The sequence below is a fragment of the Brevibacillus centrosporus genome (assembly GCF_046622605.1).
GTDB classification, from domain to species: Bacteria; Bacillota; Bacilli; order Brevibacillales; family Brevibacillaceae; genus Brevibacillus; species Brevibacillus centrosporus.
On record NZ_CP176856.1, the window covers coordinates 4,314,859 to 4,338,800 of the forward strand.

The following is a 23,942-nucleotide window of genomic DNA, read 5'->3' on the forward strand; positions in this document are numbered from 1 at the left end:
AAAAAAGCCGACCTCTGCAAATCAACAGAGAATCGGCTTCTTTTTTTGCCTTAGGCGGGATAGTAGATGCTTGTTGCTATTTTCCTTGTTTCTCGGCTTTATCGGTTACCTCAGCACGTCCAGCTGGGCATTCTTTGGGGCGGTTTTTCAACAGTTCCTCGCCAAATACGACCGAGCCTTTCCTATCGTCATGGGACTTTTGTTGATTTATAGCGCGATTGTTATTTTTGTGGATCTGTAAGTGCTTCCTCTACGAAAGCTAGAATCAGCTGTACAGCATGCTCCAAATCATCCATATGTACGATGCCCGTCGCCGAGTGAATGTAACGGGAGGGTAATGAGATCCCGCCAGCCAACGATCCTTTTCCAGCCAGGCTCATCGCCCAAGCATCCGTACCGCCATTGACAACCACTTCACGCTGATAGGGAATCCCGTTCTTTTCTGCGGCCTTAATCAATGTACGCGTCAGCTTCTTGGGTACATTGTTACCGTGCCCGTTACTCGGCGTCCAATCATACATCATAATGGCTGGTCCTGCGCCCAGCTCGATCGGTGAGATCCGCTCATCCATCCCAGGTGTACCGCCAGCGAAAATGACGTCAATAGCCAGACTTATATCCGGTTGAATCGAAAAAGCAGCAGGCCCTGCTCCCCGCAGTCCGACTTCCTCCTGCACAGTGGCAACGCCATAGACTGTGGGGGCAATCTCTTTATCCGCAAGCCTTTTCATGACTTCGATCAGGACCGCACAGCCCGAGCGATTATCGACGGATTTCCCACTGTATACCTTCGTCCCGTTCAGCAGCCGCCCTTCACGGTCAAACGTGATGTAATCCCCCACCTGCACCCCCAGAGCCAGCGTTTCTGCCCGGCTGGCCGTTCCCAGGTCGAGATGCAATCGGTCCATAGGAATTGCCCTTTGCGCTTCCTCTTCTGTCACGACATGTGCGGGCTTGCCTCCTGTAATTCCGTGCACAGGGCCTGTTTCTGTCTGAATCGTCAGTATCTGGTTGATGACCATCCGACTGTCGTGATAGCCGACTGGAAGGAAATAGACGAATCCCTTCTCATCGATATGACTTACAACAAAACCGATTTCATCCATGTGTGCTGCAAGCATGATGCGAAACGTCGGGTGTATCCCCTTCTTCACAAAGAATTGGTTGCCCAGTGCATCTTCGAACGACTCGTCCACGAAAGGCTGAATCTGCTCCTTCATGTAATTGGCCACGCGCTCTTCATCTCCAGACACCCCATGAATGGCGTCCAGCTCAGACAAGTATTGGGTCAAAGCGTTCATGTCAAACCTCCCAAGATATGGCCTTACGCTCTCTAACGTCCATCTTATAAAACATGAAATTATCTGTAAATATTGCACAGAAAATGAATGCGTCCATGCATGTAAAGCTACCAGAAGGTTTTGCCGATAATAATTGATAAGAAAACTAAAAAATAGTTAATTTTACCTACCAAAACTTGACAGGGAAAGTGATTTGATATAAAATTTTGCAGAATCCGACATAAATTTACATTTTTCGAAGTGTGATGACAAAAGGCAAAACCATCTAAAGGTGGTGACGCAAAGCCACGGGTCTAAAGTCGCTGACTACGATAGCCGGGTTGCCAAACATCCGTAACAAAATGTCTTGATGTTGGTGACTTGGGTTGTTCCAGTACTTGGGATAACTCTTTTTTTCATTCATCTGATAGGAGGACGTCATGTAAGAGAGAGCAAAGAGAGCAACAAAATGAACGGGAGAAACCGTTACAGACCAAAAAATAGAGAGAAAATAATGGTGGAGTGGGAAATGTACAAACATGTTGATTCTACGGAGACCTTGGCATTGTTCCATCAAATCAAAGAAACCGTCTGGAGTTCCATGGGTTTCGAAATGGAGTACGCCAAACAAGGCTCTGATCTTTACCTGCTGCTGGCAGAAGATGGAGAAGCTGGAGGAACTTTTGAATTTACCCCCTATTCGAAATCAAATTCGTTCATCCATTCGTTGTTTGACGAGATCCTGACGAACGATATGAGAGCGATGGAGGTCGACAGTCTGGCTGTTCTCCCCCGTTATCGCGGGCAGCTCGGCCGAAAAGGAATCTGCCTGATGGTCGACTATGCTGAAAAACATGGATATACACACGCTGTCGGCATTGCCGATCCGTCTTTTTTTCGATCCATGAACCAGAAATACAAAATCCAGGCTACACAAATCAAGGAAAACATCCTCTACAAGGGCGCCGAGGCTATTCCGACGCTGTTTCACCTGAAAGAAGTCTATACGGATAAAGAAAATCCACAATACTCGTGGTACTCACCGGTTTTCACACAAAGAAAAGTCGAGGTCATGCGCTGATATGGATCTTTTACGAAGAAGGAATAACTGGGTCGTCATCGTCTTTGCAAGTATTATTACGTTCGTTCAGATCGTCAATCTGATTTTAGGTGTTCCGCTTTCTTTCGTGCTGACGGTTCTCGGAATCTTGTATGTCGTACTGGCACCTTTTACATACGTCTCCAACCGTCCGAGCCTGCGCGAGAAAATGGCGCCATTTATGAAGTTTTTTAACTTCGTCGTGATCGGGGCATTCATGTTTGTCATTGTCCAACTGGATCCTCATATGATCAATATCATGACGATCATGTTCTTTGTCGCAGTCATGGGGATCTATCAAGATAAATGGATCAATATCCTGACGATCGCAGCTACACTCGGCATCGTGTCCTACTATTTCTTTACCCAGGGTGAGGTAATCTTTCATTCCACCTCCCCTATTGATTTGATGTATTTCTTGTTTACCTTCTGCTTCATTTCGGTTACCAGCATGATGCACGCCTTTTTCAATAACAAGCTGCAGCATGAGAGCGAAACACAAAAACGAGAAGCCATCGAATCCAAGGAATCCTTGCAGCGGGTACTCGATCAGATCAATCAATCCCTGACGTCCGTACAGGAATACCAAGAAAATCTCAATAAAGTGACCGATGGCGTCAATCTGCGTGCAGTAGAAACGGTATCGTCCCTGCAGAGCATTCTTCAATCGTTCAACGTGCAGACAGAAAACACCAATGAACTGCGAAACGAAATGGCGACTACCAACGTTCAAGTAGAGGATATGACTCGCTCCATTACGGAGATGTACGATTATGTAGAATCCACGAAGGAAGCTACCCAGGAAAGCGGAAAGCGCATTGGCAATATCGGTACTGACTTTGAACGCTTTATTAAAGATATCCAAGGTACCAACAGCCTGATTCAAGAGCTCTACAAAGAGACTGAGAACATCGAGAAGATCATACAGACCATCTCCGAAATATCGGCTCAAACCAACCTGCTCGCACTGAATGCCACGATCGAGGCATCCCGTGCAGGTGAACACGGCCGCGGCTTTGCCGTGGTAGCGGATGAAGTACGCAAGCTGGCTGAATCCTCCAAAGTATCTTCGGAATCTATCGCAACACTCTTGATGAACATTCGTGCAAAAATGAAGCTCGTCTCCGATATGATCTCTGGTTCCCAAACTTCCTTTGAAAAAAATAGCGAGGGCATTCTTGAAGTGCAAGAAATGTTCGCCAACGTCGACCATTACATGCAAGACTTCGCTACGAAAACCAAGTTTCTTCAAGAGTTCATCGTTCACGTAAACAGCATGATGCAGGAAGTCGGAGCAAAAGTCGAGATCAACGCAGACATTACAGATCAAAACAAGGACAACCTGGAAGAAGTGCTCCATCTCGTCTCCGAGCAAAAAGACGAGGTAGTCAAAGTATCAAGCGGATTTGAGAAAATCGAGCAGCAAATTCGCGGGTTGAACATCTAAAAGCCGATTGCTTGCTGCCACGCAGACAACACCCCTAGTCCATTGCTTCAGACTAGGGGTGTTTTATCGTTATTCGATCGCATTCTCCAAGATCCCGAGCCCAGTGACCTCGAGCTGAACGTGGTCTCCCGGCGATCCGGTAGGGTGCCAGCTCGTCTTTTGTCACCAGATAAGGACCTAACGACGTGGCAAAATCCTTCCCCTTGGCCGGACCGAGACCGATCTTGTATTCCTTCCTTTGCAGATAGCGAGCCGACCAGTCATTGAGGATCGTATAGCCGAAGATATAATCCACTCGCAGCTTCGCGGTCTGGCGATCTTGGCACCCGTCCCTTGGATCACCTGATGATTGGTAAAGTAAAAGGCGGGAATTTCGTACCAGGCCTGTGCCATACTTTGGGGTTGGCACACCGGATACTGTCGCGATCGTATTTCCGTTGGAAGGATGGGATCGCAGCAGGGCTAAATAAATTCTTGCCTCTTACTCGGTAAATCCGAGCTCCTTTAATCCGTCAATCATTGGTTGAATTTTCAAAATTTTCACCTCAAAAATCATATACTACCTAGGTATTATATTGGTCAAGTCATCCATCCGATTTTTCGTGCAACGAAAAAAGAGCTCCCTGTCTATGGCAGACAAAGGAGCTCTCGCCCAGTCCATCCTGTCAGCAAAAAGAATGTCAGGATTTACATAAGATTCTTTCGCAACTCTTGCAATACTGAGACGTATTAGTAAGTAGAGAGCCAGATGAGTTAGTTACAGCACACGGCGTGCAGATACAAAGCGTTTTTCCCAAGACGTTCCTTTGAAGTTCGTGAACGTCACCCCTGGTTTTCCATACGTGTGAAGCAGCTTGTTGTTGCCCGCATAGATCGCCACGTGTGTAATACGCTTGTTCGCAGTAGTCGTGCTCGCTTTGAAAAAGACAAGATCGCCCTTTTTCAGGTTGCTTTTGGATACGCTTGTCCCTTTTTTCGCTTGGTCGCGGGATGTACGCGGCAGCGACTTGCCTACAGCAACCTTGAATACACGCTGCGTAAAGGAAGAGCAGTCAAATACGGCAGTGGTGCTGCTCTTGGCTCCAAATTTATAAGGTCTTCCTAAGTATTTTTTCCCAGTGTTGATGACTTTATCAGCTTTCGCTTGTGTCCAAGCCGCATGAGCCACATTTTGTTCGCCAGGAAGAGGAGCTACGATAGCGGTGAGGCCCAAAGTCAGACCCATCACCACTCCGATGATCCCTTTATGTAATTTTCTCATGTTGTTCATCCTCCCTTTTGATCGTGTAGGAATGCAGAAACGGCTCTTTCCCATTCCGTTCCGTTACGCATAAAAACTTCTAAACGAATCCTTTGCTTCTACCAAATGACGTCGACAAGAAGCTTTTTTTATGCAAAGTTTGGCTGACCTCTCACTTGTTCTCTACTTTACCATTGGTTCTGACTCTATTAAATTCCCAAATTATTACCAATTCTTCTAACCACTTCTGGTTATCATTGCTACTTGACGGCTTCAAGCCCGATTTAACAGGCATTCCTCAAATTTTCAGTTAATTTTATTTCCAAGATGTTCCTCACAAATCCCCCAATTTTATCCTTCTGTTTTGTAGACACATCCGCATTACATGTGACTTATGTCCTAGTCCCCCTTCTAAAAAATCCCTATGGGTACGAAAAAAGGCTGCCTCCTATCTGGAATCTCGACGATCTCCTTAGCTCTCATGCTTGCAACCTGGGAAGTCTCATCGTAAAGTAGATAGGAGTTCTTTCTTAAGGAGGCACATATGCGACTGCGCAACATACCAGGTGCCGAATCGGCCCTGCGTGAATATCCGACGTTCGTGGACAACCCTGTATCCTTTAAAGGGCGCTGGAACGAACGTTTTGGAAACAACAATCCTATCCATGTCGAAATCGGCTGTGGAAAGGGACGCTTCATTAATACACTGGCAGAACGCCACCCTGATGTGAATTTCATTGCGGTGGAGCTGAAAGCAGAAGTGGTTCTGCGGGCTGTACAGCGCACGGAATACCGTGAAATCCCCAATCTGGCATTCGTCCAATTCAATGCTGCCGTGTTGACAGATCTTTTTGCCGATCAGGAGCTTTCCCGCCTGTACCTGAATTTCAGCGACCCTTGGCCGAAAACTCGCCACGCCAAGCGCCGTCTCACCTACGCGAGCTTCCTGCAAACCTATCGTCAGGTACTGAAGAGTGATGGCGAGATTCATATGAAGACTGACAATGAAAAGCTTTTCGAGTTTTCCCTCAATCAATTTGCCCTCGAGCGCTTCCAGATGCACAACATCACGTTTGATCTGCATCAATCCAAGCTCGCCGAGGACAATGTCATGACTGAATACGAGCAACGCTTTTCCTCTCGCGGTCAGCGAATTTATCGGGTAGAGGCGCATTGCAGCTTTTCCTAACCACGCCAAAAAGGAAGTCCGGCCAAAAACGCTGGACTTCCTTTCTTTTTCGTGACGTTACCCTTTTTCTTTGGTTCCCCGCCGGTATACTCGTTCCGGTCTTCCGACGACGCCATAGGACAAATCCGCACTTGCCTCTCCCATGGCCACCAGATACTCCAAATAGCGCCGCGCAGTCGAGCGGCTGATGCCCGTTTCCTTGCTGACCTGATCAGTTGTCGCTTCTTCGGTCTGCATCAAGTACGTGGTGATCTTCTCCAGCGTAATTCTGTCGATGCCTTTCACAGGCTTGCTCTCTTTGGACGCCTTCATCCCCGAACCGTGAATCAGGTGGTCAATTTCCTGCTGATTGATCGCGGCACCTTCTTTTTTCAACGTACGGATTTTTTTACGGAATTCCTGATAGCTGCGCAGCGTTTGCTGAAGTCTGGAGATGATCAGCGGCTTCGTGATGAAATCAAAGACGCCGTAGCGGATCGCATCCACGACGGCATCCACTTCCTTGGCAGCAGTCAGCATGATGACATCGCTGTCCGGATGCTGCTCTTTGATAAAAGAGAGAAATTCGAGTCCGTTCATATCGGGAAAATACACATCCAACAGAACCAGCTCAGGCTGCAGCAGCTCGAGCTGATCGACTGCCTCCCCTCGATCGGCCGCGATTCCCACAACCTCAAAGCCGCTCACCTTTTCTACAAAGCGCCGGTTCACCTCAGCAATTCGCAAATCATCTTCTATAATTAGCACGCGGATGGGAGTCTCCTCATCGCTGATGTGCTGGTTCATCTTCCTTTCTCCTCCCTTGCGTTCACCGGCCAACCTCGAGTGGAATCGTGACAGTAAAGATGGTGCCCCCTTGTGGGTTGCCTGCATGTGAAATCGTTCCGTCCAGCTGTTCGACTGCCTCTTTTGCCAAATGAAGTCCATAGCCGTGATCCTGCAGCTGCTTTGTGGAAAAGCCCCGTTCAAATACTTTGCTGGCGTACGCTTCTGGAATCCCCGGTCCGCGATCTTCTATTTCCACGAGCAAAAGCTCATCCATTTCTCCCATGTACACCGAGACTTCTTTGGCGTTGGCACTATTTGCACAAACGGCCTCCATCGCATTGTCGATGAGATTGCCCAGTATGACAATCAAGAGCGAGCGGTCAATAGCTGCCGGAATCTCGCGAATGTGACTGTCCGGGTCAATCGTCAGCGCAATTTTCCGTTCATTTGCCTGATTCACCTTTCCGAGCAGCAATCCCCCGATGAGCGGATCGGGAATGCGGCGCATGATCATTTGGGTGTTGCTGACGTGCACATCAACCTCGGCGGAAATAAAATCGACCGCTTCCTGATACGATTCCAGCTGGATCAGGGCAGAGATCAAATGCAGCTTGTTGGAGTATTCATGGGTCTGGGAACGAAGCGCCTCCGCGTATTCCTTTACCCGCGATAGCTCCTGCGTCACGCGGAACAGCTCCGAGCGATCCCGAAAGCTCGCTACTGCTCCCGTCACTTTTCGCTCTTTGTCCAAAATGGGGACGCGGTTGACCACTACAGCCTTGCCGCTCACAAATGTCTCCTGATCGAATTCGGCCACTCCCGTTTTCATGACTTCCACTAGTCGCAGGGAGCGCAGCCATTCCTTTGGATCATCCTCCAACAGCTCCTGCCGCTCTGATGGCCCGATCAGATTCATCGCCGTCTGATTCGCCAGCGTGACCGCCCCATCCGTATTCACCGCGACGATTCCTTCCCGTATGGATTCTAGCACAGCTTGATTCTCTTGGTACATCCGTCCAATCTGCTCGGGCTCCAGACCGAAAATGGACTCCTTGACCTTTCGCGCAATCCAGAGCGTCCCCAAGATGCCCAAAAACAGGATCACAGCACCGATCACGACAATACGATCCCGATACAGCTCGATCGTCTCTTGAATATCCTCAAGCAAAAAACCGACGGAAACGACCCCAATCACATGTCCTGCACGATCCCAGATCGGGGTTTTGCCGCGAAGACCAGGTCCCAGTGAACCGACTGTCTCGGAGATGATCGAGTGACCCGCGAAGACGGCTTCATTGTCACCACCGACCATCGGCTTCCCAATTTGCTCCGGATCTGGATGAGAGTAACGGATGCCTTGGCGATTGCCGACCGTGATAAAAGCGGCACGCGTGTCTACCCGAATCGTTTCCACCAGAGGATTGATCGTCTGTGCGGGGTCCGGCTGCGAAAATGCATCGATGATCTCCGGCATCCGGGCTATCGTTTTCGCTGTATTGAGTGCCCTTGTTCCGATTTCCTTGCGAAGAGCACCGTCCAGCATCTGTTCAAATGAGATTCCGAGCAAAACGATCACACCTATCAGGAGCGACCCGATCATGATCAAGAGCTTGGTGTGAAACCGCACGTCCTTCCCCCCTCTTCCCCATTGTAGCCAAGCATGAGCGGAATTTTCCACTTGCGCAGCTTCAACAAAAAGAGGCCATCGACGGCCCCTTTTCGAAAACGGTAAAGTGCGCTTCCCCTTACAGCGAGATCACACCAGTCAAAATGGCAATAACAATCATGACGATGGAGGTACCAAATGCCCATTTTAAAATGAAGCGCTGTGCCTCGCCGTAATCGACACCAACCATTCCAATCAGCAAGTATTGTGCAGCAAACAAAGGACTGAGCACGTGCAGCGGCTGTCCGAGAATCGAGGCCCGTCCAATTTCCACCGGATCTACTCCGTAAGAGGCTGCTGCATTAGCCAAAATCGGTACGACACCAAAGTAGTACGCGTCATTGGACATGAAGTACGTGAAAGGCATGCTCGTCAACCCTACAAGAACAGGCATGTGAGAGCCGAGCGCATCTGGAATCAACGAGACAATCGTACTCGCCATCGCATCAATCATCTTGGTTTCCGTCAAGATTCCGGTAAAAATTCCTGCGGCAAACACCATCGATACAGTCGCCAGCGCATTCCCCGCATGTGCGGAGATTCGCTCCTTTTGCTGCTCCATGTTCGGGTAATTGATCAGCAGAGCGATCGCAAAAGCCAGCATGAACAAAATCGGCAATGGCAGGATGCTCATAATCAGGCAAACCATCAAGACGACTGTGAGAAGCAGATTGAACCAAATCAAGCGCGGACGTTTCAGCGGATCAGCAGACGCAGCTGCCATTTCTCCAGCCGCCAGTCCGTTCGCATGATCCTGGCTTAAATCGATAATCCCCAGGCGTTTTCTCTCCCGTTTGCCCAAAATACAGGCGACCACAATCACCCAAGCCATCCCGCCAATCATCGCAGGAATGACAGGTGTGAACAGCTGCGAGGCATCGAAATTCAGAACGCTCATCGCGCGGGCGGTAGGACCACCCCATGGTGCCATGTTCATGACACCCAAAGAAAGCATCGGTACCGCCGCCAAAATCATCGGCTTGATCCCTAGTCGCTGATACAGCGGCAGCATCGCGGATACCGTAATCATATAGGTCGTCGTGCCATCTCCATCCAAAGCGACCAGGGCCGACAGGATTGCCGTTCCCACAATCACCTTCAGCGGATCACCCTTGACGATTTTTAATATTTTGGCAATCAACGGTTCAAACAAACCAGCATCCATCATGACACCAAAGTATAGGATCGCAAACAGCAGCATGATGCCCGTCGGCGCAATCTGTTTAATGCCTGTCAGCATCATATCACCGATGCCCGCTCCAAAACCTCCAATGAAGGCAAAGATAACTGGAACGACAATGAGAGCAACGAGTGCGGATATTCGTTTGGACATAATCAGGTACATAAAAACGGCAATCATCAAAAAGCCAAGCCATGACAGCATGATCAGTTCCCCCTTGGAAGAATACGCTTTCAAAACGGATGCGCTTTCCATGCGAATGCGCTTTCATCAATGTGCTGTCATTATAACAATGTTCAGTCAACCGGAATAGAAAACGGCGATAAACTACATTAGCCGTATTTTCGCTATTAACTTCATAAAAACCATGGGCTCGTGGACCAACAAAAAAACGAAAAGCTGGACCAGTTGATCCAGCTTCTCAAGGAACGAGAACGGCAGTCATTACGCTGTTCTCGGTTTTCTTTTTATACATCCCTTTTTCCAAACAGCCGAACGGCAAGCCACAGCGCAGCCGCCCCATAGAGAATGGTATAGATCAGCATCGCATCACTTGGGGCAGAAGCAGTCCCAAACAAGCCTTGGGAAGCAAAGGAGATCGGATCATCTGCCGTGTCAAACAGGGCAATCGTCGACTTGCGAAACAGCGAGTCGGTGGGAAACAGCAGGCTCGAAACAATTCCTATATTAATGAGGGAACTCTGCTGGATCATCGAGCCCAGCTGCTCAATAAACCCGCCAATAAAGCTGATTCCATACAGGATGATCAAAATGATCCCACCTGTTACCGTGGTCGTGATACTGCTGAGCAGAAGGGAAACACAGACCAGAATAATCGGCATCAGGATGAAAAAACCGAGTGCTGTCAGGACTTGCCCCATACTCACATGCACAGCCAGCACGCCACCGCCAACGAACTGATTGATGGAGAGCAACCCCAAAAACATCAGCAGCGCGTACAAAGCGAGCATGCTCGCAAGTCCGCCAAACTTCCCAAGCAAGTACTTGCGTCGCGGCAGTGCTCTTGCAAGCCACGTATCAATCTGATGGCTCTCCACCTCAGAAGCGATGCTTCCGACGCTGCTGAGAATCGCAAGCAGTGCCGTGATAATAGAGCCGAAGTACAGGCCCATCCCCAGCAGCTGCGTGGAGAAAAACCCTGTCTCCATAAGCAGGTCTGCGGCATTGCCCATTTCCTCTGCTATTTCTTTTGATGCGTACCAGGTCGCCACCCCATACATCACCAGGAAGGCGAGAGACATCAGAAGGGTAATCGTAAAAATACGCTTGGAGATCATCTCCCTATACGTGATTTTCATGATGGGCCACATGTGCTTCCCCCTCCTTTTTCTGTACCCAGTACAAGAATACTTCCTCCAGTGACTGCTGCTTCCGTACGACCTCGTGCACCGCAGCGCCCTCTGTGATCAAGGCTCCCAGCAGCTCCGGCACTCTTTTGTTCTGATCCAGCGTGATCAGCCATCGCTGCTGCTCACCATCATTATGCATGAATTCCTTACCCAGCACGTATGGCGGAAGCTGCTCCAAAAGCTTTTGGTTCTTTGCATCAACCGTTAGCTCGACCTGCTCGGCTACCTCACGCAGCTTGCGCCATTCCCCGTGTACGACCAGTTCGCTTCGGTGAATAATCCCTACATAATCACAAACGGATTCCATCTCGCTCAATAAGTGACTGTTGAGAAAGATCGTTTTTCCCTGATCCCTCAGCTCTGCGATCAATTCCCGCACTTCTTTTCGACCGATCGGGTCCAGAGCGGAAGTCGGCTCGTCCAGAAAAATGAGCTCAGGGTCTGACAGCAGCGCGCATGCCAGCCCGATGCGCTGCTGCATGCCTTTGGAGAACCCGCGAATTCTTTCCTTTTCTCTTCCCGCCATTCCTACCCGTGCCACGACATTTGAAATCACGCTTTTGCGTTCACTCCGCGGCAAACCGACTAGCTCTGCATGATGCTCCAGCAGCTGCGTTCCCGTCAGCCAGTCTGGATAGCGAAACAGCTCTGGCAAATACCCGACCTTTTTCCGCGCTTCCACGCTTCCGATCGGATACCCGAGCATTTGCGCCTTTCCGCCTGTTGGGTGCAGCAATCCGAGCATCGTACGGACAAACGTACTTTTGCCCGCACCGTTCTGTCCCAAGAATCCAAATACCGACCCACGCGGCACTTGCAGCGTAATGTTTTTACAACCTGCCTTGCCGTTGTATTGCTTGGTCAAATCCCAAGTCTCAATAACGTAATCAGTCATCGCCCGACAGGCCTCCTTTCCTCTCCCAAAAACGGTATAAAGCAGAGCCACCCCAAAAAGGGAGCTCTGCCTGCTTGCTACTATTTATTTTTACATATTCTTTGCGATTTTCATCATTGCATCACCGGTAAGCCCATGACCTTCAAGTATGTGAATGTGTCCATCCTGCTGCCAGATCAACTGGCTGCGGTTGTCGGACGTCATGAGAATGGCATCCGCGCCATGCACTTTCACTTCTTTCATCTTGCTGTCTTTATCCGCCAAGTACGGCATCGGCAAGGTGTGCTGCCAATCCTTGATGCTGAGCATTTGCTTCTTCACATTGTCCGGGATGAACGGCAGCGAGAGCATCGTATCGCGCAGCTGCTCGAGATCAACTCCCTCTGGTGCTTTCAGCTTGGGAGCATCCACGACGGTATAGTTCAACGATTGCTCGCCTTGGCGCAGCCAGATCGATTGCGACTGAGGCACAGAGAGCTCAAACTGTTTCCCGCTCAGCTTTTCATCGAAGCTTGCATCCACCTGCAGCTGTGCCAGCAGTTTGTTTGCTTTTTCCGCATTGATTTCAATTTGCAGGGTAAAGGCCGGATTGATATCTACGCTCTCCACATCCAGTCCCTCGGGCAGGCTCGGCAGCTTCACGCCAGCTTTTTCAGCTGCTTCCCGACTGTTGTAGTAACGGTTTTTGGTATCTTTTTGATTCGATTCTTTAATGGAAAGCTTTCCGATCCCTTTCAATTCCTTCTCGCCTGCTTGCCCACTGGACAACCATGCCTCGATTTCCTGCATGTCATTTGGGGTGACTTTAACGAATTCTACTTTATCCATCCGGAAAATCGAAAGGAAATCGCTTGCGGCTGCCTGCACTTGCGGGAAGGAGAGCGACACAGCCAGTACCGCTGCCGCCGAAGCTCCCGTCACCCATTTTTTCGTGTTTTTATTCATGTCTTTCCATCTCCTTTTTCCTACCTGCTTTTGCGAAGCCAGTTGCGGTGGAGCCTTGCTATCCAGATGATCCAGCTTGGTGGAAAAGCGTTGCCATGCAGTCTCGGTGTCTACCTTGATCTTGTCAATCGGACGAAAGAGCTCCTGCTCGATTGTCTGCCCGGTCCAGGTATCCAGCGCTGACAGTTCATCCATCATCCGGCTGCATTCCTCGCAATGCTGGACGTGCATGCTGAACCACTCGCTGTTCTCATCGCTGCACTCCCCGTCCAGATAGGCTTGTATCAAGCCTTCGTCGGCACATTTCACCCTTCATCCCCCCTTAGCGAATCGTACAATTTGCGAAACTTGCTCTTCGCACGTGATAGCAGTGTTCCGACAGATCCTACCTCAGTCCCAGTCGCTTTTGCCAGCTCTACATACGGAAAGCCGGAATACTTCATAACGAGCAACGTACGCTCACGTTCATCCAGCTTGGCGAGTACTTCCCGAACGCCCTCAATCGCTTCCTTTTCCAGCCATGCATCCTCCGAGGAGCGGATGACCATTTCCTTGTCGGCTGCTTCCTTCTCATGACGATTTTGCCTGCGTTTTTCCGAACGCAAATGATTGTATGCGGCGTAAATCGAGGCACGAGTTAGCCATGCCGGAATATTTTCGATTGCGGTACGATCCGTATGGTAAAAGGATAGAAACACGTCCTGTGCGATATCCTCAGCCGTCTGCTGTTCTTTGACGATCCGCATGATTTGTCTCACCACGAAGGGGTAGTACGTTGTAAACAAGTCGCGAAAGGAATCCGTGTCATCCTGGACAAGTATGGAATTCATCGCCAGTTTTGCTTGCACCTCCACTGTTTCCCCTCCATCCTCGCAGCTTCCACTCATTTCAGTAAGAGCTGCATCCGGGTGCTCCCGGGTCCTCTCGGTTCGTTCATCTAATAGAAACCGCCGAAACGAGTTTTGTGACAGGAGAGAAAAACTATTTTTTATTCTATCCAGTAACGATCCCGATTCTCCAGAAAACGCCGGGTCAGCTGATAGTGCTCCGTATCTTCATACCGAATCTCCTCTACGGGAGAGGTATCAAAATTCAGGATAGCAGCGCCTGGGTATCCCATCAGGATCGGTGAGTGAGTCGCGATCAAAAACTGTGCGCCCTCTGCCACCAAGTCTTTCATGACGTACAGAAACGCCAGCTGACGCATCGGCGACAAGGCAGCCTCGGGCTCATCGAGCAGATAGATGCCTTTGCCAGAAAAGCGATGGATAAACAAGGACAAGAATGATTCTCCGTGCGACTGATCGTGAAGCGAACGTCCCCCATAAGCGGCATATCCGGTAGGACGCTCCCGCTCCAGCTGATCAATATGGCTGGCAAACTGATAAAAGCTCTCTGCACGCAGGAAAAAGCCATTGGTCTGCTTGGGCATCCAGGATAGCCGGATGTAATCACCCAGACTTGCTTTTGCTCGGTCTACTTCATACGTGTTGCTGCGGGAGCCTCCTGCCGTATGGAAACCGCATTGGTACGCCACAGCTTCCAGAAGGGTAGACTTACCCGAGCCGTTCTCCCCCACAAAGAACGTGACACTGCTAGTGAGCTCTAGCGCGTCCAGCTGACGGATAGAAGGCAGTGCAAACGGATAGCGCTCCGTTTGGGGAAATTGTTCACGCAACAGGCGGATTGTTCGTAAGTAAATCATCTTTTCCTCCATGCTCACCATTTTCGTCTCACTGTCCGATACTCCTAAGAGGGGGGAGTTCTGTGGACAAAGTTTCCTTTCTGCAAGAAAAAAGCACGTTTCATATGAAATATCCAGATCAGAGCGATCTGTCTTTTTATCGCTGGTATACCGAGCAGCACCCTGACGAAGCCATTGGCTGGTATCACCTCGGGCGAGAAAGAGAAGCGCGGGGCGAGCCTGAGGCTGCTCTGGCTGCCCTGAGACAAGCTCTGCACGCAAAGCCTGGCGCGTACTACAACGAAGCAAGAGAAGCTTATCAGGCTTTGATTCGGAAAAGACGAGAAGAGGATTCACGCAAACGGATACGGCGCGTGCTTGCTTCCCTCCTCTTTCTCTACTCTCTGTTCGTCATATCTCCCGGACCACTGACTGAACCCGCCAAGAGCACAGCGAGTACAGCGGCACAAGTTTCACCGCCTGTCGCGGCCAGCAGACCGCATGTCGAGGTCATCGCAGTTCCTGCCAATTTAGATTCAGCTCAACTGGAGAAGCAGGTGCGCAAGTATGTAGAAAATCGTCGTCCTTCTCTCACACAGCCGTACTCGGTTATTGTCGTACCCGAAGTGGCTGGCGCGCCGCTCTATACGCCTTTGCTTTACTACCAGCCTCGCAGTGTTCTCGGCATCATTCGTTATCATCCAGTCAATCGTACGATTCTGAGCCAAAAATGGTTTCCTCGTCCGGGAACGTATGAGCAGGATCCCTTGCTCCAACCGGCACGAATCGCTTTGGCACAGGAGCAGCTGGTGACCGAGCACATCCTGACACTGCGAAACGCCTTGTACCGTTATTATCAACAAAAAGGACAGCTGCCTGTAAATCTCAGTCACCTGGCAGGTGCCTATCCAGGCAACTACTTGTCTCAGATTCCCGCACCACCTGCAGCTTTGGGCATGAAGAGCTACTTGTACCGACCTGATCTATTTCGACCGGAAGCAGCCTGGGCTAGCATTCGTGAAGTCGTGCCGATGGTGGGCTATCCCGAGCCCCTCGTCCCGATGGAGCCTTTGCAAATCTGGCTATCGGAATCGACGCATACGATGCGCCTCATGAGCGGCTCGCAGATCGTTCGCAGCTATCCAGTCGGCATCGGAAAAGACGGTTCGACTCCTGAAGGCTACTATACCATTCTGCAAAAGATTAACCACCCACGCGGTCATGACAACATCTATGGTACGAGAGGCATGGTATTTCAAAGCAGCGGCTATGCGATCCACGGAACCAACCATCCAGAGAGCATCGGCAGCTCGGTCTCTCTTGGCTGCATCCGCATGTACAATGCAGCTGTCGAGGAGCTGTACTCCTTTGTTTCCCTCGGTACAGAGGTCATCGCCTCAGACGCTCCTGCACCCGCTTTGCTTTGGAGCAACCCCGCCCCCTTTGTGCTGGAGGCAAGGCCACAGGAAGAGACGCCGCAAATCGTCTATCGCTGGCTCCATTAATTTCAAATCCGGGCTTATTAGAAAAGACGAATAAGCTGCCGATCCGTTACTTTCCAAAATGAAGAAGCCTCCCCCATAGCGGTACAAAAACAGCAAAGCGCGCTCCCAAAAGGGAACGCGCTTTTTACATTGGATTTATTTTTCTTCCAATTGGCTTATCTTTTCTTCCTGTTCTTCCGGATTCCAGTGATCGAGCACTTTTCCCTGTAGCACCTTGCCTTTAATGAATGCGACTTGCTGCTCGGTAAAATCAGTGGTCCACTCGATTTCCAATTCCTCAGCCAGCCTTACGACGGTCAACAGTTCGGACCAAGCGACGTATCGTTTGTACCAGAAAAACTGTGGCTGTTCGTTCATGTATGGGTAGAGATCATCAAAATCGGTGTGTTTACAGTCGAGAGCTCGCTCAAAATTCACTTTGGTTTGGCGCAATTGATCCATAAAAAATGTGGGTAAATCCTTTTGTGCGTAGTCAGACATGGACTGTCCCCCCTGTCTCCCGATTTATAGGTATTGTACCACGCAAAAGAAAATGTGCAAATAGGTGAAACTGTTCGAGTTGTTCATCCTATTCCAAATATTAACCGTTGGTGCCATTCACACCTGGGTTTTGACTATCCTGATCCGGTGGTGGCGGTGGAAGCTCAATCCCTTGGGACGGTGTAGTTGATTGTCCAGCACCTGGATTTGCGATATCTGGCGGTGGTAAGGATGGATCTACCGGATTCGATGGGTTTCCTTGATTTCCCGGATTCCCTTGACCTTGACCATTGGAGGGGTTACCTCCTTGGCCGCTATTTTCGCCGTTCCCGTTCCCATTGTCGCTTGGCTGATCCTCTTCGGAGTTGCCATTACCTTCTTCGGAAGGCACGCTGTTGTCTCCTTCATAATTCCCGGCGTCCTCCCCAGCATTCAGCAGGTTCTCCAGCTGAGTCGTGCTGATCTCAGCCACATTGGAAGGTGCCTCTTCTTCTCCGTCCGCGTTTCGAGGAACAACGACGTACTTGTACGGCGTTGTTGTGTCCAAGACGTCCACGAAAACCGTTTCTTTCATGCCAGACGCGATCAGTTGACGCTCTCCGTTTGGCAAGACGCGATACACGTCATACGTGTATTCCGGTGCTCCGCCAATCCAGCTCAATACGGCTTTGAGCTTGCCGTTGTCGAGCGTCATGTCAGCTGCCAGCTGAAGCGGCGGCTGGGTCTCTTCCTGCTTCTGTTCCTCTTGTACGCCGCCTGGTTTCACAAAGTCGGTGGATTTGACGCCTTTCAGTCCCTCCGCCAGTACTTTGGAGAACATCTGCGCAGTCAAGCTGCTGCCCTGACGCATCAAATGCTGTTTGTCCTCAGGGTCAAAACCCATCCAGACAGCCCCAACATATTCTGGGGTGTAGCCGACGAACCAGGCGTCCTTGTTGACATCACTGCCGCCTACGATCGATTGCGTCGTCCCTGTTTTCCCTGCCACGTGACGACCGGAAATACGAGCAGCTTTCCCTGTCCCTTCCTGAACAGCACGCTCCAGCATGGAGTGCACTTCCCATGCAGACTGCGGCTTTAGAACTTCTGTCTGTTTGACCTCGTAGACGCGCTCCACGCCTACGCTTTTATTTGTAATCTTGCTAATCGAGTGCGCTTCCGACATCACACCGCCGTTGACAAACGCAGTGTAGGCTTGCGCCATTTTCAATGGGGATGTCCCTTTGCTCAAACCACCCAGTGCGATTGCCAGGTTGCGGTCTTCCGGAGCGAGCTCGATTCCGAATTTCTTCAAGTAGTCGATCCCCGTGCTGACCCCGATCTCGTTCAACAGCCAGACTGCTGGCACGTTGAGAGAGTCGATCAGAGCGCGGTTCATGCTGACTGTTTCACTGTACTTATTGTTGTAGTTGCGCGGCTCATAGCCATTGAAGCTCTGCTTTTTGTTGCTCAGCGACGAGTTCGATTCCCAGCGGCTGTCATAATCAATCGCTGGTGCATATACCGCGAGCGGTTTAAACGACGAACCCGGCTGTCGCTGCATATCCGTTGCATAGTTAAAGCCCTTTGCCGCGTAATTCCGGCCGCCGACCATTCCGGCGATCCCGCCGTTTTTGGCGTCGACGACGATCATCGCAGATTCTACGCCACGCTTCGCTCCGTCTTTGGGGAAGTTTTTCGCGTTGGCGTACTGATCTACCATCGCGTCCTGTATTTTGGGGTCGAAGGTCGTATAGACTTCCCAGCCGCCACGGTACAATTCTTCTTCTGTCACACCGTAGCGAGCTTCTGCTTCGTCAACCATCTGATCGAAGAAAGCGCGATAGCCTTTTTTCAGGCTTGCACCCGCCGTTTCCGTTGGTTCTGTCGGCAGCGGCTGCGCTTGTGCTTGTTCCTTTTGATCCTGCGTGAGGATCCCTTCCTCCATCATCAGTCGAAGGATGGTGTCTCGCCGCTCTTTTGCCCTATCAGGATAGTTGAACGGGCTATAATAGGTCGGTGACTTTGGAATTGCTGCCAGTGTCGCCGCATCCGCTGCATTAAACTTTGGATCGCTAACGGACTTGCCAAGGTAAAAGTTGGCTGCGTCCTCGACACCGAATTCCCCTTCACCCAGGTACACACGATTCAAGTACATCTCGAGAATCTGATCTTTGGAGTATCTGCGCTCAAGACCGATAGCAATGCTCATCTCTTTCGTTTTTCTCCAAAAGGTTTGATCCATCGTGAGGAATACGGTTCTGGCCAACTGCTGAGTGATGGTACTTCCGCCTTCTGCCAATGATCCTTTTTTGATGTCATTGACGATGGCGCCGCCAATCCGGATCATATCTATTCCTTTGTGCTCGTAAAAGCGTTGGTCTTCGACAGTAAGGAAGGCGTCGATCAACACTTTTGGCATTTCATTGATCGGCTTGTAATGACGGTTCTTTTCACGGATGAGACTCGTCATCTCTTCGCCGTTCTTGTCGTATATGACAGTTGGTTCTGCTTTCAAGTCCTTCAGTTTCTGTTCATTTTCCGCAATCATTCGATCTCCCGCGTACAACAGGGCAAAATATCCCCCGATGACGCTGAGAATCAGGAAGATTGCGAACGATACGGCAATCATCAGCAAGCTGTTCTTTTTCTTCCTGACTTTCTTCTTGGCTTTTGTTGCCATTTCTTACCTCCTGATTTTCTCTCTCCCCCACTTGTTATAGACGGATACATTTCGAAAAAGTTTCTGGCTTTTGGCACGTGTCTATCATTCCACAATCGTTCTTGTTTGTCATCAGCATTTCGAAAACTTGAATAGGACATGCCTCCCCCGGCCGCCAATGGTACCTATAGTACCACTGTTTGCTTGCGCTGTGGCTTCATAGTACTGGAAAAAGCCTATCTCCCAGGAGAGGAAGATAGGCCGTTTCTTCTATATAAGACGTTTTACTTCAGCAGTTCTTCTGCTTGGGCAACTACATTTTCTACAGTAAAGCCGTACTCTTTCATGATGCGGTCCCCAGGTGCGGATGCGCCGAACTGGTTGATGGCGATGACTTTTCCGCCATCTCCCGCGTAACGCTCCCAACCCATTGGCGATCCCATTTCCACGGCAACGCGCGCTTTCACCTCTTTTGGAAGAACAGACTCACGGTATTCCGCCGTTTGACGTTCAAACAGGTTCCAGCTTGGCATGGACACGACGCGAGTTTCGATGCCACGGGCTTGCAGCTGTTCACGAGCTTGCATCACCAGCGATACTTCGGAACCGGTCGCGATCAGGATCAGCTGTGGCTTGCCGCTTGGAGCATCCGCCAATACGTAAGCTCCTTTGGTTACGCCTTCCGATGCCTTTTCCAGCGTCTCCGGCAGAACAGGCAGGTTTTGACGAGTCAGCACGAGCACCACTGGCTCATCAGTGCGGGATACCGCGTATTTCCACGCTTCGTTCGTTTCTACTGCATCTGCTGGGCGCAGGATCGTCAAGCCTGGCATCGCACGCAGGGAAGCCAGCTGTTCGATCGGCTCATGCGTAGGTCCATCCTCGCCAACTGCGATGGAGTCATGGGTGAAGACGTACACAACCGGCTGCTTCATCAAGGCAGACAGGCGGATCGCAGGACGCACGTAGTCGGAGAACACGAAGAAGGTTCCCCCGTATACTTTTACGCCGCCGTGGAGCGCCATGCCGTTCAGCGCAGCGCCCATCGCAAACTCACGCACACCGAACCAGATGTTGCGGCCGTCGTAGCTGCCAGGCAGGAAGTTGCCCGCTTCTTTGATCACGGTGTTGTTGGAGTGAGCCAGGTCAGCGGAACCTCCGAGGAAGAACGGTACGCTGTTTGCCAGCGCGTTGATTGCGTTTCCAGATGCGACGCGCGTAGCCAGCTTCGCTCCTGCTTCGTACGCTGGCAGGTTTGCGTCCCAACCGCTTGGCAGATTTCCTTCTGCTGCTGTCTGGAACTGCTGTGCCAGCTCAGGGTATGCCTTCGCATAAGCAGCAAACTGGTCCTTCCACGCTGCTTCCGCTTTGGCTCCCTGGTCAGCCAGACCAGCGAAGAACTCCGTTACTTCTTCTGGAACGTGGAATTCATTTTCATGCGCCCACGCGTAGTTTTGCTTGGTCAGCTTCACTTCCTCTTTGCCCAAAGGAGCGCCGTGAGAAGCACTGGAGCCGCCTTTGTTCGGGCTTCCGTAGCCGATGACCGTTTTGACTTCGATCAAGGTAGGGCGATCCAGATCTTGCTTCGCTTCTGCGATCGCTTGCTCAATCGCTGCCAGATCATTGCCGTCTTCTACACGCAGGTATTGCCAGCCGTACGCTTGGTAGCGCTGAGCAACGTTTTCCGAGAAGGAACGGGACAGCTCGCCATCGAGAGAAATGTCATTTGAATCGTAGAGCACGATCATTTTACCCAGCTTCAGGTGAGCTGCCAGAGAGGAAGCCTCGCTGGATACGCCCTCCATCAAATCCCCGTCACCGCAAATGACATAGGTATAGTGGTTGACAATGTCAAAGCTGTCGCGGTTGTAGACGGCCGCCATATGTTTTTCCGCCATCGCCATACCGACTGCCATCGCGATCCCTTGTCCTAAAGGACCCGTGGTTGCGTCAACACCAGCGGTATGTCCGAATTCCGGATGCCCAGGTGTTTTACTGCCCCATTGACGGAAATTATGTAAGTCTTCCAGAGAAACATCGTATTTCATCAGATGCAACATCGAGTATAATAGCATAGAGCCATGTCCTGCCGAGAGCACGAAACGGTCGCGATCGATCCATTGCGGATTGCTCGGATTTACCTTCATAAAACGGCTCCACAGAACATGTGCCATAGGAGCTGCCCCCATCGGCATTCCTGGGTGGCCAGAGTTGGCCTTTTCGATTGCATCAATTGCCAGTGTGCGGATTGTATTGATCGCTACCTGATCAACAGACGTATGCTGAGTCATCTCGCAAAATCCTCCTTGCTTTTTTGGAAAACGTTTTTGTGAGTACGTGAGAACGGATAAAACATACTGACCAATTATAGCACAAGTTCCTCTCTGCAATCATATTTGCTCTTGAATTTAGGAGGCCCTATTATGTCATCGACTACGTATCTGATTATCGGGATTGTCCTGGCGCTGGCAGGTTTCGGGATGCTGTTTGCCGCGATGGCGAGCTCGCCCATTTTGAAAAAAATCGGATGGAGCGCCGCAAGAAGGCAGCCGAAAATCACCGCCCTGAGGAAGGCTGAGGAAAACGGAGGAAGCGTATGAGCTCAAGATGGTACACCATGCCGGTTGCCGTGCATGTTTTTTTCTTGAAAGGGACAGAAATTTTGCTGCTGCGCAGATACAACACTGGCTATGAAGACGGCAACTACAGCGTACCTGCAGGCCATGTAGAGAGAAATGAGGAAGTGGTGGCTGCAGCCATTCGCGAGTGTCGGGAGGAATGCGGGGTGGAAATCACGCCCGAGAACATGCGCTTAGTAGGCGTTATGCACCGACAATCCAACGAGGATCGCATCGACTTCTACCTGGTGGCAAATCAATGGGAGGGAGAAATCATCAACGCCGAGCCTGACAAATGTGACGAGCTCGCCTGGATGGACATCGATTGCCTCCCTGAAAACGTGATCCCTTACATTCGCCGCGCGATTGCAAACTACCGCAGCGGGCAATGGTTCGATAGCTTCGGCTTTGGAAAATAATAATTGTAGACACACAAAACCCCTTCACTATCGTCCCGGCGTGACGTGAAGGGGTTTTAGCTATACTCTCTTCGGTTCTTTTCTCCTGTCCCTGTGCTTCCCCAGCGGATCATATGCCGTACCAAGGCATACAGGACGACCACAATCAAGAGACCAACCAAGGAAATCTTGCTGTAGCGGTAGATGCCCGCCACGAGCAAATCGATTTTGTCACTCATCCAGTAGCCCGCCAAAAAGTAATGAAGCGTCCATAGAAAGCTGCTCGGCAAAAATACCAGGAGAAAATGGCGCAGACGAAAACGAAACATCCCTGCAAGAAACGGGACCACATGACGAACTACCGGAAAAAAGATGCTAAGGAAGAGAATCCAGTTCATCGCTTGATGCCCTCTTGGAGTGCTGATGCAAGGGGACTGTCTGCGGTGGCGCAGCCATCCAGCAACAGGCGTTCCCAGGATGGCCCCGAGTATGTAGCAAAACGTCAGTACAAAGGCAGCAGCCAGGTAGACGCTGAGAAAAGCTTGACCGACGGATTGCTCGGAATGAGTGACCTGCGCACCTGCTGTTATCACGATGATCTCGTCGGGGATCAGCTTGCTAGCCATTTCTTTTACGACGGATACAAATGACGAAATAAAGCCGCCTGCTACCACATAATCTCCCTCCCTTCGCTTCCTCTGTTCATCCTACAGGGGAAACCTTTCAAAAAGGGAGAGAAACGTTTAAGAATTTCTAAAGGATTTCTGAAGAATTTCTTTCAAAAAAAAACGTGCTCGTTCGTGAGCACGCTTTTTCAACGATCTTCCATTGACTTGAGCTTGCTGCGTACCGCAGACATCGCTTCAAAAAACTCTTCCTTGTCGATCAGATTCATTTCATACAGCTCGCGGATCTCGTCTTCAATGAGGAGCAGGTCTCCTTGGGGATCACCTGTATAAATAAACAGACCGAAGCGGTGCAGAAACGCTTTTAAGTCGAAATCACTCGGGCGAGAATTCAATGGGCTCCCTCCAGATCGATTTCCATCCTCGCGAGGACGGCATCGTAGTCAAACTCGACAGCAAAGCCGGTAATAACGATGATCTTCGCGTTCGGATACGCTTCTTGCCACGCCTCCTCTTCTTCCGGTTTCAGTCCGACAATGTACAAAGGATCGCGAGACATCTGAGCATGTGTCTTGCAGAGCTGCAAAAATTCGCGGCAACGCTCCTGTTCCTGCGCTGCATTCAGCACGAGTACAGCGTGCTTGACTTCGCCTGACTCCCTTTGTTCAGCCAGCATTTCAAACGTCTTTACAGTCGGCACCAGCGCGTTCACCTCAGGAAAACGGTCGAGAACCTCATCCAGCCAATCGTCTTCTTGCCAGGCCAGGTAGTACAGCATTGCAGTAGACATGTAGATTAACACCTCATGGATATATACTTGACAACTTTCTGAACGATTCTTCTTTCTTTTCTATTATAGCATGGATGTGGCGAGCATGCCCATGCCGCTCGCTTGACTTCGCGTGACCCTT

General features: G+C 50.5%; 23 protein-coding genes, 1 pseudogene and 1 riboswitch. Of the genes and pseudogenes, 7 read left to right on the forward strand and 17 right to left on the reverse strand.

Annotated features, from left to right (window positions below):
• The first annotated feature begins 70 nt into the window (after positions 1-70).
• Positions 71-241 carry a hypothetical protein gene (locus tag ACLIN2_RS21825; protein ID WP_328210619.1) on the forward strand — a complete coding sequence of 57 codons (171 nt, stop codon included), beginning with the start codon at positions 71-73 and terminating at the stop codon, positions 239-241.
• On the opposite strand, the gene ACLIN2_RS21830 is transcribed toward ACLIN2_RS21825, so the two are convergent.
• Positions 222-1,301: a M42 family metallopeptidase gene (locus ACLIN2_RS21830; RefSeq protein ID WP_411502113.1), complete on the reverse strand. Its 1,080-nt coding sequence runs from the start codon at positions 1,299-1,301 to the stop codon at positions 222-224. The two genes, ACLIN2_RS21825 and ACLIN2_RS21830, sit on opposite strands and share 20 nt — an antisense overlap.
• A 244-nt stretch (positions 1,302-1,545) precedes the next feature.
• Positions 1,546-1,629: riboswitch (cyclic di-GMP riboswitch) on the forward strand.
• A gap of 180 nt (positions 1,630-1,809) precedes the next feature.
• On the opposite strand from ACLIN2_RS21830, the gene ACLIN2_RS21835 reads away from it, so the two are divergent.
• Positions 1,810-2,361 (forward strand): N-acetyltransferase, encoded by a 552-nt coding sequence (locus tag ACLIN2_RS21835; protein ID WP_411502114.1) that lies wholly within the window; start codon positions 1,810-1,812, stop codon positions 2,359-2,361.
• Position 2,362: 1 nt separating this feature from the next.
• Positions 2,363-3,826 carry a methyl-accepting chemotaxis protein gene (locus ACLIN2_RS21840; protein WP_327932605.1) on the forward strand — a complete coding sequence of 488 codons (1,464 nt, stop codon included), beginning with the start codon at positions 2,363-2,365 and terminating at the stop codon, positions 3,824-3,826.
• A gap of 124 nt (positions 3,827-3,950) precedes the next feature.
• On the opposite strand, the pseudogene ACLIN2_RS21845 reads toward ACLIN2_RS21840, so the two are convergent.
• Together ACLIN2_RS21845 and ACLIN2_RS21850 are read right to left on the reverse strand one after the other, a co-directional pair.
• Positions 3,951-4,207, reverse strand: a pseudogene (locus tag ACLIN2_RS21845) (fumarylacetoacetate hydrolase family protein); the annotation flags it as partial.
• A 376-nt stretch (positions 4,208-4,583) separates the two neighbouring features.
• Entirely contained in the window at positions 4,584-5,096 is a 513-nt protein-coding gene (locus ACLIN2_RS21850) for a C40 family peptidase (RefSeq protein WP_174769285.1), read from the reverse strand.
• A 514-nt stretch (positions 5,097-5,610) separates the two neighbouring features.
• Between ACLIN2_RS21850 and trmB the strand changes: the two genes are divergently transcribed.
• On the forward strand, positions 5,611-6,255 hold the full coding sequence (gene trmB, locus ACLIN2_RS21855; protein ID WP_092268591.1) for a tRNA (guanosine(46)-N7)-methyltransferase TrmB: 645 nt from the start codon (positions 5,611-5,613) through the stop codon (positions 6,253-6,255).
• A 57-nt stretch (positions 6,256-6,312) separates the two neighbouring features.
• On the opposite strand, the gene ACLIN2_RS21860 is transcribed toward trmB, so the two are convergent.
• The 8 genes from ACLIN2_RS21860 to ACLIN2_RS21895 form a co-directional block, all read right to left on the reverse strand.
• Complete coding sequence (locus ACLIN2_RS21860; protein WP_400585298.1) at positions 6,313-7,041, reverse strand: response regulator; 729 nt, start codon at positions 7,039-7,041, stop codon at positions 6,313-6,315.
• A gap of 22 nt (positions 7,042-7,063) precedes the next feature.
• A complete protein-coding gene (locus ACLIN2_RS21865) occupies positions 7,064-8,650 on the reverse strand; it encodes an ATP-binding protein (RefSeq protein WP_411502115.1) in 1,587 nt (528 codons plus the stop codon).
• Positions 8,651-8,768: 118 nt separating this feature from the next.
• A complete protein-coding gene (locus tag ACLIN2_RS21870) occupies positions 8,769-10,073 on the reverse strand; it encodes a CitMHS family transporter (protein ID WP_122926250.1) in 1,305 nt (434 codons plus the stop codon).
• Between the two features lie 263 nt (positions 10,074-10,336).
• A complete protein-coding gene (locus ACLIN2_RS21875; RefSeq protein WP_092268927.1) occupies positions 10,337-11,200 on the reverse strand; it encodes an ABC transporter permease in 864 nt (287 codons plus the stop codon).
• Positions 11,172-12,134 (reverse strand): ABC transporter ATP-binding protein, encoded by a 963-nt coding sequence (locus ACLIN2_RS21880; RefSeq protein ID WP_411502116.1) that lies wholly within the window; start codon positions 12,132-12,134, stop codon positions 11,172-11,174. The genes ACLIN2_RS21875 and ACLIN2_RS21880 overlap by 29 nt, the downstream gene beginning before the upstream one ends.
• Positions 12,135-12,224: 90 nt before the next feature.
• A complete protein-coding gene (locus ACLIN2_RS21885) occupies positions 12,225-13,388 on the reverse strand; it encodes a DUF4367 domain-containing protein (protein WP_411502117.1) in 1,164 nt (387 codons plus the stop codon).
• Positions 13,385-13,909, reverse strand: a complete 525-nt coding sequence (locus ACLIN2_RS21890; protein WP_411504578.1) for an RNA polymerase sigma factor SigX — start codon at positions 13,907-13,909, stop codon at positions 13,385-13,387. Before ACLIN2_RS21890 ends, ACLIN2_RS21885 begins: the two co-directional genes overlap by 4 nt.
• Before the next feature lie 158 nt (positions 13,910-14,067).
• The gene (locus ACLIN2_RS21895; protein WP_092268923.1) at positions 14,068-14,784 is read right to left on the reverse strand and encodes an AAA family ATPase; all 717 of its coding nucleotides are present in this window, start codon (positions 14,782-14,784) and stop codon (positions 14,068-14,070) included.
• A 62-nt stretch (positions 14,785-14,846) separates the two neighbouring features.
• Here ACLIN2_RS21895 and ACLIN2_RS21900 point away from each other — a divergent pair, with 62 nt between their 5' ends.
• Positions 14,847-16,268: a L,D-transpeptidase gene (locus ACLIN2_RS21900; protein WP_411502118.1), complete on the forward strand. Its 1,422-nt coding sequence runs from the start codon at positions 14,847-14,849 to the stop codon at positions 16,266-16,268.
• A 135-nt stretch (positions 16,269-16,403) separates the two neighbouring features.
• Here ACLIN2_RS21900 and ACLIN2_RS21905 read toward each other — a convergent pair whose 3' ends face one another.
• From ACLIN2_RS21905 to tkt, 3 genes are all read right to left on the reverse strand, one after another.
• Positions 16,404-16,748, reverse strand: a complete 345-nt coding sequence (locus ACLIN2_RS21905; RefSeq protein ID WP_092268581.1) for a hypothetical protein — start codon at positions 16,746-16,748, stop codon at positions 16,404-16,406.
• A gap of 100 nt (positions 16,749-16,848) precedes the next feature.
• Positions 16,849-19,410, reverse strand: coding sequence for a transglycosylase domain-containing protein (locus tag ACLIN2_RS21910; protein ID WP_092268579.1), 2,562 nt, complete (start codon positions 19,408-19,410; stop codon positions 16,849-16,851).
• A 263-nt stretch (positions 19,411-19,673) separates the two neighbouring features.
• Complete coding sequence (tkt, locus tag ACLIN2_RS21915; protein ID WP_122960611.1) at positions 19,674-21,680, reverse strand: transketolase; 2,007 nt, start codon at positions 21,678-21,680, stop codon at positions 19,674-19,676.
• 132 nt (positions 21,681-21,812) lie between these two features.
• Here tkt and ACLIN2_RS21920 point away from each other — a divergent pair, with 132 nt between their 5' ends.
• Together ACLIN2_RS21920 and ACLIN2_RS21925 are read left to right on the forward strand one after the other, a co-directional pair.
• Positions 21,813-21,989, forward strand: coding sequence for a hypothetical protein (locus ACLIN2_RS21920; RefSeq protein ID WP_411502119.1), 177 nt, complete (start codon positions 21,813-21,815; stop codon positions 21,987-21,989).
• Positions 21,986-22,426 (forward strand): NUDIX hydrolase, encoded by a 441-nt coding sequence (locus tag ACLIN2_RS21925; RefSeq protein WP_092268575.1) that lies wholly within the window; start codon positions 21,986-21,988, stop codon positions 22,424-22,426. Before ACLIN2_RS21920 ends, ACLIN2_RS21925 begins: the two co-directional genes overlap by 4 nt.
• A gap of 56 nt (positions 22,427-22,482) precedes the next feature.
• Here ACLIN2_RS21925 and ACLIN2_RS21930 read toward each other — a convergent pair whose 3' ends face one another.
• The 3 genes from ACLIN2_RS21930 to ACLIN2_RS21940 all read right to left on the reverse strand — a co-directional run bounded on the left by ACLIN2_RS21930 (position 22,483) and on the right by ACLIN2_RS21940 (position 23,821).
• Positions 22,483-23,079 carry a DedA family protein gene (locus tag ACLIN2_RS21930; RefSeq protein WP_400585318.1) on the reverse strand — a complete coding sequence of 199 codons (597 nt, stop codon included), beginning with the start codon at positions 23,077-23,079 and terminating at the stop codon, positions 22,483-22,485.
• Between the two features lie 140 nt (positions 23,080-23,219).
• Positions 23,220-23,426: a YqgQ family protein gene (locus tag ACLIN2_RS21935; RefSeq protein ID WP_092268572.1), complete on the reverse strand. Its 207-nt coding sequence runs from the start codon at positions 23,424-23,426 to the stop codon at positions 23,220-23,222.
• Complete coding sequence (locus ACLIN2_RS21940; RefSeq protein WP_092268570.1) at positions 23,423-23,821, reverse strand: hypothetical protein; 399 nt, start codon at positions 23,819-23,821, stop codon at positions 23,423-23,425. Before ACLIN2_RS21940 ends, ACLIN2_RS21935 begins: the two co-directional genes overlap by 4 nt.
• Between the last annotated feature and the right edge of the window lie 121 nt (positions 23,822-23,942).

What these genes read in the sequence shown, in the direction of transcription:
- ACLIN2_RS21830 (WP_411502113.1), bottom strand. Translation starts at nt 1,301, where the DNA reads ATGAACGCTTTGACCCAATACTTGTCTGAGCTGGACGCCATTCATGGG.
- ACLIN2_RS21835 (WP_411502114.1), top strand. Translation starts at nt 1,810, where the DNA reads ATGTACAAACATGTTGATTCTACGGAGACCTTGGCATTGTTCCATCAA.
- ACLIN2_RS21840 (WP_327932605.1), top strand. Translation starts at nt 2,363, where the DNA reads ATGGATCTTTTACGAAGAAGGAATAACTGGGTCGTCATCGTCTTTGCA.
- ACLIN2_RS21850 (WP_174769285.1), bottom strand. Translation starts at nt 5,096, where the DNA reads ATGAACAACATGAGAAAATTACATAAAGGGATCATCGGAGTGGTGATG.
- trmB (WP_092268591.1), top strand. Translation starts at nt 5,611, where the DNA reads ATGCGACTGCGCAACATACCAGGTGCCGAATCGGCCCTGCGTGAATAT.
- ACLIN2_RS21860 (WP_400585298.1), bottom strand. Translation starts at nt 7,041, where the DNA reads ATGAACCAGCACATCAGCGATGAGGAGACTCCCATCCGCGTGCTAATT.
- ACLIN2_RS21870 (WP_122926250.1), bottom strand. Translation starts at nt 10,073, where the DNA reads ATGCTGTCATGGCTTGGCTTTTTGATGATTGCCGTTTTTATGTACCTG.
- ACLIN2_RS21875 (WP_092268927.1), bottom strand. Translation starts at nt 11,200, where the DNA reads ATGTGGCCCATCATGAAAATCACGTATAGGGAGATGATCTCCAAGCGT.
- ACLIN2_RS21880 (WP_411502116.1), bottom strand. Translation starts at nt 12,134, where the DNA reads ATGACTGATTACGTTATTGAGACTTGGGATTTGACCAAGCAATACAAC.
- ACLIN2_RS21890 (WP_411504578.1), bottom strand. Translation starts at nt 13,909, where the DNA reads ATGAATTCCATACTTGTCCAGGATGACACGGATTCCTTTCGCGACTTG.
- ACLIN2_RS21895 (WP_092268923.1), bottom strand. Translation starts at nt 14,784, where the DNA reads ATGATTTACTTACGAACAATCCGCCTGTTGCGTGAACAATTTCCCCAA.
- ACLIN2_RS21905 (WP_092268581.1), bottom strand. Translation starts at nt 16,748, where the DNA reads ATGTCTGACTACGCACAAAAGGATTTACCCACATTTTTTATGGATCAA.
- ACLIN2_RS21910 (WP_092268579.1), bottom strand. Translation starts at nt 19,410, where the DNA reads ATGGCAACAAAAGCCAAGAAGAAAGTCAGGAAGAAAAAGAACAGCTTG.
- tkt (WP_122960611.1), bottom strand. Translation starts at nt 21,680, where the DNA reads ATGACTCAGCATACGTCTGTTGATCAGGTAGCGATCAATACAATCCGC.
- ACLIN2_RS21920 (WP_411502119.1), top strand. Translation starts at nt 21,813, where the DNA reads ATGTCATCGACTACGTATCTGATTATCGGGATTGTCCTGGCGCTGGCA.
- ACLIN2_RS21925 (WP_092268575.1), top strand. Translation starts at nt 21,986, where the DNA reads ATGAGCTCAAGATGGTACACCATGCCGGTTGCCGTGCATGTTTTTTTC.
- ACLIN2_RS21940 (WP_092268570.1), bottom strand. Translation starts at nt 23,821, where the DNA reads ATGTCTACTGCAATGCTGTACTACCTGGCCTGGCAAGAAGACGATTGG.